13 protein-coding genes, 1 tRNA gene and 1 pseudogene are annotated in these 11,494 nt (G+C 46.0%); 14 read left to right on the forward strand and 1 reads right to left on the reverse strand.

Features of this window, described 5'->3' with window-relative positions:
* The first annotated feature begins 21 nt into the window (after nt 1-21).
* The 9 genes from ACFQ3W_RS17555 (at nt 22) to ACFQ3W_RS17595 (ending at nt 6,335) form a co-directional block, all read left to right on the forward strand.
* Nucleotides 22-252 (forward strand): KH domain-containing protein, encoded by a 231-nt coding sequence (locus ACFQ3W_RS17555; protein ID WP_379320539.1) that lies wholly within the window; start codon nt 22-24, stop codon nt 250-252.
* A 520-nt stretch (nt 253-772) separates the two neighbouring features.
* Entirely contained in the window at nt 773-1,291 is a 519-nt protein-coding gene (gene rimM, locus ACFQ3W_RS17560) for a ribosome maturation factor RimM (RefSeq protein WP_379320540.1), read from the forward strand.
* 1 nt (nt 1,292) lies between these two features.
* Nucleotides 1,293-2,099 (forward strand): tRNA (guanosine(37)-N1)-methyltransferase TrmD, encoded by an 807-nt coding sequence (gene trmD, locus ACFQ3W_RS17565; RefSeq protein ID WP_379320541.1) that lies wholly within the window; start codon nt 1,293-1,295, stop codon nt 2,097-2,099.
* Between the two features lie 24 nt (nt 2,100-2,123).
* A complete protein-coding gene (locus ACFQ3W_RS17570) occupies nt 2,124-2,870 on the forward strand; it encodes an alpha/beta hydrolase (protein ID WP_379320542.1) in 747 nt (248 codons plus the stop codon).
* Nucleotides 2,871-2,968: 98 nt separating this feature from the next.
* A tRNA-Pro gene (locus tag ACFQ3W_RS17575) sits at nt 2,969-3,042 on the forward strand.
* Between the two features lie 118 nt (nt 3,043-3,160).
* The gene (locus ACFQ3W_RS17580; RefSeq protein WP_379320543.1) at nt 3,161-3,640 is read left to right on the forward strand and encodes a hypothetical protein; all 480 of its coding nucleotides are present in this window, start codon (nt 3,161-3,163) and stop codon (nt 3,638-3,640) included.
* Between the two features lie 288 nt (nt 3,641-3,928).
* On the forward strand, nt 3,929-4,588 hold the full coding sequence (locus ACFQ3W_RS17585; protein ID WP_379320544.1) for a response regulator transcription factor: 660 nt from the start codon (nt 3,929-3,931) through the stop codon (nt 4,586-4,588).
* The gene (locus ACFQ3W_RS17590; protein ID WP_379320545.1) at nt 4,579-5,979 is read left to right on the forward strand and encodes a HAMP domain-containing sensor histidine kinase; all 1,401 of its coding nucleotides are present in this window, start codon (nt 4,579-4,581) and stop codon (nt 5,977-5,979) included. The genes ACFQ3W_RS17585 and ACFQ3W_RS17590 overlap by 10 nt, the downstream gene beginning before the upstream one ends.
* 110 nt (nt 5,980-6,089) lie before the next feature.
* Nucleotides 6,090-6,335, forward strand: a complete 246-nt coding sequence (locus ACFQ3W_RS17595) for an LSm family protein (RefSeq protein WP_379320559.1) — start codon at nt 6,090-6,092, stop codon at nt 6,333-6,335.
* 70 nt (nt 6,336-6,405) lie between these two features.
* Here ACFQ3W_RS17595 and ACFQ3W_RS17600 read toward each other — a convergent pair whose 3' ends face one another.
* Nucleotides 6,406-7,329, reverse strand: coding sequence for a class I SAM-dependent methyltransferase (locus ACFQ3W_RS17600; RefSeq protein ID WP_379320546.1), 924 nt, complete (start codon nt 7,327-7,329; stop codon nt 6,406-6,408).
* 173 nt (nt 7,330-7,502) lie between these two features.
* Here ACFQ3W_RS17600 and rplS point away from each other — a divergent pair, with 173 nt between their 5' ends.
* The 5 genes and pseudogenes from rplS to ACFQ3W_RS17625 all read left to right on the forward strand — a co-directional run.
* Nucleotides 7,503-7,847 carry a 50S ribosomal protein L19 gene (gene rplS / locus ACFQ3W_RS17605; RefSeq protein WP_155607337.1) on the forward strand — a complete coding sequence of 115 codons (345 nt, stop codon included), beginning with the start codon at nt 7,503-7,505 and terminating at the stop codon, nt 7,845-7,847.
* 104 nt (nt 7,848-7,951) lie between these two features.
* On the forward strand, nt 7,952-8,581 hold the full coding sequence (gene lepB / locus ACFQ3W_RS17610) for a signal peptidase I (RefSeq protein ID WP_379320547.1): 630 nt from the start codon (nt 7,952-7,954) through the stop codon (nt 8,579-8,581).
* A gap of 47 nt (nt 8,582-8,628) precedes the next feature.
* Entirely contained in the window at nt 8,629-9,492 is an 864-nt protein-coding gene (gene ylqF, locus ACFQ3W_RS17615) for a ribosome biogenesis GTPase YlqF (RefSeq protein ID WP_379320548.1), read from the forward strand.
* Between the two features lie 236 nt (nt 9,493-9,728).
* Nucleotides 9,729-10,346, forward strand: a complete 618-nt coding sequence (locus ACFQ3W_RS17620) for a ribonuclease HII (protein WP_379320549.1) — start codon at nt 9,729-9,731, stop codon at nt 10,344-10,346.
* Nucleotides 10,347-10,404: 58 nt separating this feature from the next.
* Nucleotides 10,405-11,494, forward strand: a pseudogene (locus ACFQ3W_RS17625) (flagellar hook-length control protein FliK); the annotation flags it as partial.

Genomic DNA, 11,494 nt, shown 5'->3' on the forward strand with positions numbered 1-11,494 from the left:
TGCTGATTCGGAGGGTCTTAAATGGAACAATTAGTCTGCGTTATTGCGAAGGCTCTTGTTGATCATCCGGACGATGTTCATGTGGAGGTAGTGGAGAAGGAACACCTGATTGTGTATGAGCTGTCCGTACATCCTGATGATGTAGGGAAAGTGATTGGCAAGCAGGGGAGAATCGCCAAGGCACTCCGCACGGTTGTAACATCGGCAGCCGTAAAGATGGATAAGCGGGTTACCGTGGACATCATGTCTTAAAAATATACGAAAGGGGGTTAGGATGTTTGTCCTAGCCCTTTTTCGTACATGCTGAAGCAGAAGGAAGCGGTTTGGAGCAGGTAAGCTTTACAACCTGGCTGGTAGACAGTTTTGATGGTATAAAAATGGCAAAGCTGAATCGGTTTGTCGGCTGGATTTTTAAAAATGTTGCAATTCCTGCAACAATTCGGTCCTCTTTGGAGCTGGATATGTCAAAAAGTTGTACTCTCTACAACAATTTGAGCAGAAACTAGCTATAAGAAGCTGAAAAGTTGTAGTATTTGCAATATTTCCCTAGTAAAGTGCCTTGAAGCTGCTAAATTGTTGTATTAAATGCAATTTTGAAGCTCGGAAATAACCATAAAGTGGAAAATGTAAGTTTGAAGTGTTGGTCAGCAGTATTGCTCTGATGCAGTATGGCTCATGACTTATTGCAATGGCTATGATTGTAACTATAGTGTTAGTTTTGATGGTGAATGCGGCTTGGAAGCTCAGGCTGCGTAAGGACTAGGAGGTTGTTATGTCGGAATCGTTGTTGACAGTTGGAAAAATAGTAAACACGCACGGGATCCGGGGGGAACTCAAAATTTGGCTGCAGACGGATTTTCCTGATGTTCGTTTTGCACCAAAAAACCAGTTGCTTATCATAAACCCTGAAACTGGGGAGGATTTGCCGGTTACGGTGGAATCCTCCCGCCCTTATAAGCAAATGTACATCGTGAAGTTTAATGAGTTTTCAAATATTAATGAGGTAGAGAAATTTAAAGGCTATGAGCTAAAGGTACCAAAAGAGGATACAGTAGAGCTGCCGGAAAATGAGTACTACTTCCATGAAATTATTGGCTGCCGTGTTGTCAGCGATGAAGGCGAGGAGCTTGGCGTGATCGATTCTATTTTACGCCCCGGAGCTAACGATGTCTGGGTGGTCAAGCTTCCAAAGGGCAAGGAGCTGCTGCTTCCTGTTATCGATGATGTCGTCCTGGATGTTGATGTAACGGTCAAGCTGGTTAAAGTTCATCTCATGGAAGGGCTGTTGTAGCATGCGTGTCGATGTGCTGACCTTGTTTCCCGAGATGTTTGCCGGGGTGTTCGGCAGCAGTATTCTCGGCAAAGCGCAGGAAAAAGGGATCATTTCGCTGAATGCCATAAATTTCCGTGAATATGCGGGAAATAAGCACGGTAGTGTTGACGATACGCCTTATGGCGGCGGAGGCGGCATGGTACTGAAGCCGGAGCCGATTTTTCGGGCTGTGGAGGATTTGCTGGGCCGATTGGAGGTCGAGGGTGAGGGGAGTACACCGGATGAAGGTGAGACGGCTTATGAGTCACCCCGCCCTCGCGTCATTTTAATGTGTCCGCAAGGAGAGACGTTTACCCAGCAAAAGGCGGAAGAGCTGGCTCGCGAGGAGCACCTTGTGTTTATTTGCGGTCATTATGAAGGGTACGATGAACGTATACGCGAACATCTCGTCACCGATGAAATCTCCATTGGCGATTACGTGCTGACCGGGGGAGAACTCCCGGCAATGGTCGTGATCGACAGCGTTACACGGTTGTTACCAGGCGTGCTGGGCAATGAAACTAGCGCGGTTACGGATTCGTTCAGCACAGGGCTGCTGGAGTATCCTCATTATACACGTCCGGTTGAATTTCGTGGCTGGAAGGTGCCGGATATTTTGCTTAGCGGCCATCATGCCAATGTAGCAGATTGGCGGCGCAAGGAGGCGCTACGCCGTACTTGGCTGCGTCGTCCTGATCTTCTGCAAGGGCTTGAGCTGTCCGAGAAGGATAAGAAGTGGCTGGAGCAGCTGCAGGCGGAAGAGGGCAGGGATACAGAGGATAAATAGTCTCATATCCGGGTACATAGCTTTTTGTCTATAATCGGAAAGAATAAGAGGGAAAATTTAGTGGTACAGCGACAAGAATTAACTATTGAATGCATACCGGCCATCTTGTGGGGAGAACCTTCCGATCGATTATTCGTAGCGGTACATGGGAATATGTCAAATAAAGCGGATGAAGGGATTAATTTATTTGCCGAAGAGGCCGTTGCAGCGGGGTATCAAGTTCTTAGCTTTGATTTACCCGAGCATGGCGACAGAAAAGGTAATCCCGAGCTATGCAAAGTTCAAAACTGTGTACGAGACCTGAAGATCGTGATGCGTTATGCTCACACTTTATCATCTCAAATTAGTGTTTTCGCCTGCAGCATGGGAGCTTATTTCAGCCTGCTAGCTTATGCCAATGAGCAGCTCAAACAGAGCTTATTTCTTTCTCCTGTGCTCGATATGGAACGGATCATCCAAAATATGATGACTTGGTTTAAAATAAGCGAGGACCGACTTCGTACGGAACAGGAAATTCCAACCCCTGCAGGACAAACACTTTATTGGGATTATTACTGCTATGTAAAAGAGCACCCTATTCAGGCTTGGAGTGCTCCAACCGCTATCCTGTACGGTTCAGAAGATAATTTATGTGAATATGAGGTGGTTTCCACCTTCACCCAGCGCTTCAATTGTGATTTGCATGTTTTAAAGCATGGCGAGCACTACTTTCACACTGACGAGCAGATGCAGGTTTTCAAGCACTGGGTAAAGCAGCATTTAAGTGAATGAACTAAAGAACATTTGAGGGAAAAAATGTAAGGGAGCGCTTGCAGGCCAAAGAGTCCATCGCTTATAATGACTATATCGCCATTTTATCCTATTCCTATCGGGGTATGGCGCAGTCAGGTAGCGCGCACCCTTGGGGTGGGTGAGGCCGTGGGTTCGAATCCCGCTACTCCGATCGTTCAAAAATGAAGCATAAGGACTTGAACCCTCGTGGTTTAAGTTCCTTTGTTTTATAGATCTTTATGAAAAACTACATTCAGGTTATTATATAATCTCAAGTACGGAGAAATGCTATGGAATGTATTCAACTGGAAAAAGCATTACATATGGATATAACGATTATGATTTTTGTAGAAGGTACATTGTTAAAGCCAAAATCATGGTTTAGCCTATATAATCATAAGAGTTATCTGCCGATTGGAAATTGCGTTGAAATAATAAAAGAATGGAAAAGGCAAGGAGCTAATATTATTTATTGCACATCACGAAAAGGAAAACAGGCTGAGGATATTGCTAGCTTGTTAAAAAAATACGGGTTTGATGGTACTGAGCTTTATTATCGCAGTAAAGGAGAAGAATATAAAGATATTATAGAAAGAATACAGCCCAATGTACTAATTGAAGATAATTGTAAAAGCATTGGCGGAGCCTGGCAGATGTGTATTACAAAAGTTGCCCCTCAAATAAAGGAAAAGATAGTATCAATTGTTGTAGGAGAGTTTAAGGGAATAGAGGATTTACCACGAAATATATCTGCATTCACTCAAAGATAATAAGTATAATGAGATGGAAACAATGGCAACTATATTCACCTAACTTGCCAAGTAAAAATACAGCAATGGGATTTGAACCCCCGTGGTTTAGATCCCTTTGCTTTTTTTAGTCCCATGTTAATAGTTGGAAACAAGAACACAAAACGAAATATGAATAATGTTCAACTATAGCCGATTTCGTCATAGAAGGAGCATTTATGCTGCTTCTTTTCTTCTGTATTTAAAGAGCGAAAATATAAGATATGGTATGATATTCCTTGAATCGGAACTAAGAAATGAGGCTAACATGTGGCTAATATTTTGGCAGTCGACGATGAACAGGATATTTTGACGCTCATTAACAACGCCTTAAAAAAGGACGGACACCAGGTCACGGTAGTTCAAAACCCGCAGCAAGTGGATTTTGAGCACCTGGTTGGCTATGATTTGATATTGCTAGATGTAATGATGCCGGGAATTGACGGCTTTACGCTCTGTTCAAAAATTCGGGATTGGGCGAACTGTCCCATCCTATTTCTATCCGCTAAGACGATGGAGAAAGATATCATGTATGGTCTTGATCTTGGTGCGGATGATTACATAACAAAGCCGTTCGGGCTGGGGGAGCTGCGTGCTCGTGTAAATGCTCACTTAAGACGGGAGAGTCGTGAAAAGCATAATCTCTTGTTTTCATCCGGGTTCAAATTTGATCTTTCAGCCAAGGAGGTTCTGGTAGGAGACCATAAAATTCCGCTTACGAAAAGCGAATATCGCATATGCGAATTTCTCGCAAAAAACCGGGGACAAGTATTTTCCAAGGAACAAATCTATGAGGCTGTATACGGTTACGAGGGGGAAAGTGACGCCTCAACAATCGCAGAACACGTTAAAAATATTAGGGCAAAGCTGGCGGCTTTTGAGCTGAACGCCATCATTACGGTTTGGGGGATCGGATATAAATGGGAATGAGATATGGACCCCATAGCCTAAAAACAGTATTTATCCAATATTTGCTATGGCTTGTGGCTGCTACCGTCGGACTCGTGGTTATTACATTGGTGTTATTGGGGATTCTTGTCAACTCAGGCCTTATGCTAAAGGCGGATTATATGGAACAGTGGATCAATCGGCATACGGAGCAAATCTCGGGGTCCCAGAAGGTGACTCGGGAGCTATTTCCGGAAGGAATTGATTATGCCGTCTATGATCGCACAACCCGGGATTTTTTATATGGCAGTATAAAGCAAAGCAAGGGTCAGGAGATCATGGAAGCTGTTCTAAATGGAAAATGGTATTCCGGAGGGTTTCTCGGGCTAAGTCTTGGTGCAGAGTACTATAAAGTCATTGCTAGACAAGGGGAGTTTTGTATCGTTGTGTATCCTATTGCGATGCAGTATCCTTCGGTATTTCTGCGCAAGCACTTGCCTCCGCTTGAATGGATTAGCTTGCTGATTTTCATCTTGACACTGCTTGCAGCCATTATAATGATTTCCAGCTGGTTTGGGCGAAAAATTAGCCGTAACCTCAAGCATCTGCAGAAATCGGCGGAACAAATTCAAAACGGAAAGCTGGACTTTTCCGTCACATACAGCGGCATTCAGGAGATTGACTCCGTGCTTCATTCATTTGACCGGATGAGATATGAACTGAAGGATTCGTTGGAGCGACAATGGCGTATCGAACAAGCGGGAAAAGAGCAAACTTCAGCTTTGGCCCACGACATTAAAACGCCGCTAACTGTGATCCGCGGAAACGCAGAGCTGATTGCCGAACTGAATCCTTTAGACGAAGCAAAGGAGTATACCGGCTACATCCTAAAAAGTACGGCTCAAATTGAACGTTATGTGCAGCTATTAATTGACGCCTCAAGATCGGAAGATGCGGGAACGGCCCAAATGCAAGCTGTTAATATGGAGGAGTTCCTTATAGAAATTGAACGGCAGACGGAAGCGCTGGCCGCTCCGAAACAGCTGCGTATGGAATTTGTGAAAAAAGATTCGCCACATCACTTTACCGCAGATTCGGAGCTTCTTCAGCGAGCGATCATCAATCTGCTTGCCAACGCTGTAGATTACTCTCCTGCAGGTGGAACCATCCGTTTTTCAGTGGAATCGGTAAACGGAAAGCTTCGATTTAGCGTAGCCGATCAGGGCCCTGGGTTTACAGCTGAGCAGTTAGTGAAGGCGAAGGAACCGTTTTATATAGGGGATGCTAGCCGTTCGGGCCAACATTACGGGCTCGGCTTATCGATTGCCAGCAGCATTGCAGGACGACATGGTGGGACATTGGAGATTAGAAACTTCACTAATACAGGCGGGGGAGAGGCAATTATTGAGTTTCCCTTATCAACTACAACGTAAAGAATTAGGTGAATAAATATACTATTTCGTCAACTAGGGCCTACACCGTCTGTTCCCCGTTCTCATAAGATGCAGTAGCTCTTACTAAAGGAAGGGGAACTTAAGACATGGTGGAGGCATATTATAATTGTTTGCACTGCATGAATCGGAATGTCCGCATTCTTACGAAAGATGGCGGAGTGCACGAAGGTACTATCGTTAATGTGGATCAGCAAAATGTGTACTTGAAAAAAGGAGCCGGGAAAAGAGTAACGACTTCGGCATTTTACCCTTCTCCTTACCCGTATAGCTACGGCGGGAGAGAAGAAATTTTGACCTTAAGCCTTTTTACACTACTGGCTATCGCTCTGATCTGACATGAATAAATGTTATGACCGCCCGTTCATGATAGAGACGGGCGGTGTTTTTTTACAAAATATGTACTGCTTAAGGTTTGGTTCCAGTTACAATGTAATGCATACTTGCATTCCAATCCCAATTCTCATGATTGTTGATGTTCTCAATAAGGTGATCTTGCTTCAAATTATAGAGATGAATCAACTCGTTAAACTCTTCGTTCGTGAAATGATTCTCAGCATATAGAGGATTTTCTCTTTCTTGCTCCAGTATTTCAATTTCTCGCCCTACGCCAGTCTTAATTAAGTATTTCTTGAAATCATCTGGCCAATAGCTATCACTATAGGAGAAACCAGATGCGTAGGGGTGGAAGGTAATATTCTTAAGTCCACACATGGAAAACATTTTAGGAAAGCGCATTACGTTCCAGGAAGAATCTTGTTTAAGCACTGAAAAGGTCGTAATTTTCTGATATATTCGTTCTTGCTTTTCTAATAATTCATTCAATTGATCTCTATAAGGAAACGGACAATCCCCATCCCAGTTTATTTTTGGAAAGCTTCTTGCCGATACAGAAGCTGAGACATGACCACCATGTTTACATACTCGAATCATTTCTTTGAGGCCAGCTACGTTATCGGAAAGAACACCAAGATACGCATGGTTTACAATGACATCAAAAGAGTTATCATCAAAAGATAAGTTATATCCGTCCTCCCGTAATATGCGAGCCTTGTCATCCAGACCTTCTTCTTTAATTTTGACATTACCATAGTCGACAAAATGGCGGCTAAGGTCGAAACCAGTGATGAAACCGTTATAAAGTCCTTTTGCAATAAAGCGAGTCAAAACCCCGGTACCGCAACCACAATCAAGTACCTGATCGGAAGAAGTAACTCTAAACCATTTGAAAAACATTTCTCTCATGTCATCCCGAAACAACAGAGGTCTTGATGTTTCCCAATCATCATAGTTACTGGCGTTCATCCAGATTTCATTACTGCTTGTATCCATATTTATTCACCTTCCTTACGTACCTAATATCGCATATTTTCCTTGCTATGCCCATAGATATATGATAATATTTAGTTTGTTGTGAATTCGGTGGTCCGCTGCGGATGATGAAGGAGAACATGAGGATTCTCCGGAGGAGGCATGAACACCTGAGTGGAAGGAGGGAGTCATAGATGAATATCGTACAAGCGATTACGCAAGAACAACTTCGCAAGGATATTCCGAGCTTTCGCCCTGGTGACACTTTGAAAGTGTTCGTAAAGGTTATTGAAGGATCTCGTGAACGTGTCCAATTGTTCGAAGGTGTTGTTATTAAGCGCCGTGGAGGCGGAATCAGCGAAACTTTTACCGTTCGTAAAATTTCTAACGGTGTAGGTGTGGAAAGAACTTTCCCGCTTCATTCCCCAAAACTCGATAAAATCGAAGTGGCTCGCCGTGGTAAAGTGCGTCGTGCGAAGTTGTACTATCTTCGTGAACTTCGCGGTAAAGCAGCGAGAATTAAAGAAGTGCGTCGTTAATTGGATTAACGATCAAGGGGGGCTTGTATCCAATCAAGCCCCTTTGCTATTTTTAAAAGTAATAATATCGCTATACATCAAATGCCAAAGAGAGGTCTCGATCCATGGAGAAACAAGTGCATCCGGACCATCCGGACCATACGGAAACGGTTGAAGAACCGTCAACCACAAAGAAAGAAAAAAATGAGGCTTTAGAGTGGCTGAAGGCCATTGCTATTGCCGTTGTATTGGTTCTCCTGATTCGTTGGCTCTTCTTTGCTCCGTTCATTGTCGACGGTCCGTCGATGCAGCCTAACTTCCATACGGGAGAACGCATCATTGTAAACAAAATCATCTATGACATCCGCCAGCCAAAGCATGGGGAAGTCGTCGTATTCCACGTACCATCGGAAGGGCGTGACTTCATCAAACGCGTCATCGGTGTACCTGGTGATACCGTTAAGGTAGAAGGGGATACGGTAACCGTAAATGGAAAAGTCATTGATGAAACCTACATTAAAAAGGCGATCGATGAGAAGCATAATAATAATGAACTTTATAATAACGAAGCTGATTTCCCGAACGAGTTCGTTCCAGACGGAACCGTACCTGAAGGGTATGTCTTTGTACTAGGGGACAATCGCTCGAACAGTACGGACAGTCGGCGTATCGGCTACGTGCCGTTTAAAGATATCGTAGGTCGGGCGGACCTCGTGTTCTGGCCGCTAAAAGATATGCAGTTTATTAAGCATTAGAGAAGACCGAGAGGCGAGCTTACGGAAGCTTGAGGTGAAGAATAGCAATGACAATTCAATGGTTTCCCGGTCATATGACCAAGGCTCGCCGGCAGATTCAGGAAAAGCTGAGCCTGATCGACGTAGTCATCGAGCTGATTGACGCCCGATTGCCTTTGTCTAGCCGGAACCCGATGATTGATGAAATCCTGCAAGGAAAGCCACGGCTTATCGTGATGAATAAGGCCGATTTGGCGGACCCTGCGGTTACAAAACAGTGGATCGCCTATTTTAAGCAAGAAGGACACATGGCTGTTGAGGCTGATGCGTCCAGTGGGGTCGGGCTTAAGGAAATTCCCATTCTGGCCAAAGAGCTGCTTCGCGATAAAATCGAAAAGCAAATCGCTAAAGGAATGAACCCTAGGGCGGTTCGGGCACTCATTGTCGGAATTCCGAACGTCGGCAAATCGACGCTTATCAACCGGTTGGCCGGGCGGAACATTGCGGCGACGGGAGATCGCCCGGGGGTTACAAAAGGGCAGCAATGGATCAAGGTAGGCACCGATATGGAGTTGCTTGATACGCCAGGTATTTTATGGCCTAAGTTCGAGGATCAGAATGTCGGTTACAAACTGGCGGTAACGGGAGCGATCCGTGAGGAAATATTGAATGTGGAGGATATCGCATTTTTTGCCGTCAAATACTTGGTTCGGTATTACTGGGAACCCTTTAAGGAAAGATTTGACTTGAAGGAACCTCCTCAAGATGATGAGAACCCCGATGAAATCGTCGCTGTGATGGAAGCGGTTGGACGAAAACGTGGATGTTTGGTCAGTGGGGGACGAGTTGATTTGGAAAAAGCGTCCAGCATTCTGCTTCGTGAATTGCGAGCGGGCAAGCTGGGAAGATACTCCTTAGAAGCACCTTATTGATAAATAGCCGTCGGCATAGGCCGGGGGCTATTTTGTTTTTTGGGATGATTACTGAAGAAATCAAAGAGGTGAACCGATAATAGGTTTAGAGGCATTTCATCATGAAAGACAGCGCTTATCTGATATAGTGCATCGGTAGAAGAACTCCCCATTCCCGGGTTTTACTGGTAAATGCCTTGATTTATCAGCTTAGAACAGTTAACATCGGAACAGGTTCAGTAGAACAAGGAGGCACTATGGAAGATTTGTTGAAATACGAGAATGAGTATTGGCCATCTTATCGGAATATCGCAGGGATCGATGAGGTTGGACGGGGCTGTTTATTTGGCGACGTAGTGGCTGCTGCTGTGATTTTGCCTCAAAATCTTGTCCTTGAAGGGGTAAATGACTCGAAAAAGTTAAGTCCCAAAAAACGTGAACAGCTATACGATGTAATTATAGATCAGGCTATTGCCGTTGGAGTTGGGTATGCGGATGCCTCAACGATCGATCGAATCAATATTAAGCAAGCTACACGACTGGCTATGAAACAGGCAGTTGAGAAGCTTTCCGTGCATCCGGATTTTTTGCTGATTGATGCGGAGAAGGTCGCTATAGATATACCTCAGCTATCTGTGATTAAAGGTGATGCCACGAGTCAGTCGATCGCGGCTGCGTCCATTATCGCCAAGGTGACCAGAGATCGACTTTGTCAGGGCGAATGGGATGCACGTTATCCCGAGTACGGAATTGCGGTACATAAAGGATACGCAACAAAACTGCATCGTGAACAAATTTTGGCGCTAGGCCCTACACCGATGCACCGAAAAAGCTTTATGAGCCATTTGTTTGTCGAAGAACAAACGCTGTTTTAAGCACCCGCCCTTGCTGTAGGCGGGTTTTCCATATTAAATCGGGGAAAGGAGGGAGCTTATGAATATTGGGCCGCTGCTTCGCAGCATGATGGGAGATTCTAGGCCAGGTGAGCCAAAGGCTTTGGAATTGAAGACGGGGCAGGTCGTTCGTGGTACCGTTATGTCCGTTTCAGATGATGGACAGGAGGCTGTCATTCAGGTCCAAGGCGTTAAACTTCATGCGGCACTGGAAACTCCCCTCCGCCCGGGTGAAACGACGCTGCTGCAAGTCCAGCCTAAAACGGTGGACGGGCTAGTGGTGTTAAAGCCGATGGATTCTCAGGTGGCGACGATGTCGACAGCCACTTTAGCTAAAGCGCTAGAAGCGCTGGGCATGGATAATACGGCTTCCAACCGTGAGTTACTGCAGTTGATGCAGAAAAGTGGGATGCCCTTAACTAAGGATAACGTATCCTTGCTGCTGCAGGTATCCGGGCAAAAACCGGCAGGCGTACCGCTTTCGGAGTGGATTCAATCAGCCGGCATCGCTTTTAGCCGCGGACTGCCGATCACCGCTGAATCAGTAGCTGGATTGCATCAGGCCGTGTTTGGACCGCCGTTGCATGTTCTTCTGGCTTCGCTTGAGGAGCAAATTGGAAACCTGGTGCGTGCATCTGGGGGGGAGATGGGTTTGGGCAGCAATCCGGCAGCTGCCGGATTAAAGGGAAGCGAAGGCAGTCTGCTGGCGAAAGGCCAGGCTGCTTCCTTGGTGCAGATTTCCGGAAACGGAGGTTCAGAGGGCCCTGCAGTTGGAGGTCCCCCTACAACGGGAAGTGCTGTTTTGGCGGGGCAAGCGCCTGCTTCACAAGCCGCGGCTTTACAGGACCGGGTTTCCGCTGAGATTCTGGGCACTCAGGGCAACCTTACGGCGGCGAAGGACTCCAGTAGCGCATTGGTAGCGAAGCTGCAAACCGTGCTGGCTGAGCTGAATGCATCCATCCCGCAGGAGGGGATGGGCGAGGGAACTGCAGCGAGCCGCGGGGCGAGCACTCCCGGCGTGTCCACGCCGGGAGAAACGCCAGCCGCTGCCAGCACGGCGGCGGCTGCCGCGCCTGCGGCGCAGGGCGAAGGGCCCGCCGGGCCTTCGCCTGGCGCGCGTCCCACCCCCT

Origin of the sequence: Paenibacillus puldeungensis (genome assembly GCF_042678945.1) — a bacterium.
In the GTDB taxonomy this organism is placed as follows: domain Bacteria; phylum Bacillota; class Bacilli; order Paenibacillales; family Paenibacillaceae; genus Fontibacillus; species Fontibacillus puldeungensis.

Excerpts from the sequence above, each read along its gene's own strand:
- trmD (WP_379320541.1), top strand. The coding sequence starts at position 1,293 with ATGCGTGTCGATGTGCTGACCTTGTTTCCCGAGATGTTTGCCGGGGTG.
- ACFQ3W_RS17590 (WP_379320545.1), top strand. The coding sequence starts at position 4,579 with ATGGGAATGAGATATGGACCCCATAGCCTAAAAACAGTATTTATCCAA.
- rimM (WP_379320540.1), top strand. The coding sequence starts at position 773 with ATGTCGGAATCGTTGTTGACAGTTGGAAAAATAGTAAACACGCACGGG.
- ACFQ3W_RS17555 (WP_379320539.1), top strand. The coding sequence starts at position 22 with ATGGAACAATTAGTCTGCGTTATTGCGAAGGCTCTTGTTGATCATCCG.
- ylqF (WP_379320548.1), top strand. The coding sequence starts at position 8,629 with ATGACAATTCAATGGTTTCCCGGTCATATGACCAAGGCTCGCCGGCAG.
- ACFQ3W_RS17620 (WP_379320549.1), top strand. The coding sequence starts at position 9,729 with ATGGAAGATTTGTTGAAATACGAGAATGAGTATTGGCCATCTTATCGG.
- ACFQ3W_RS17580 (WP_379320543.1), top strand. The coding sequence starts at position 3,161 with ATGGAATGTATTCAACTGGAAAAAGCATTACATATGGATATAACGATT.
- lepB (WP_379320547.1), top strand. The coding sequence starts at position 7,952 with ATGGAGAAACAAGTGCATCCGGACCATCCGGACCATACGGAAACGGTT.
- rplS (WP_155607337.1), top strand. The coding sequence starts at position 7,503 with ATGAATATCGTACAAGCGATTACGCAAGAACAACTTCGCAAGGATATT.
- ACFQ3W_RS17600 (WP_379320546.1), bottom strand. The coding sequence starts at position 7,329 with ATGGATACAAGCAGTAATGAAATCTGGATGAACGCCAGTAACTATGAT.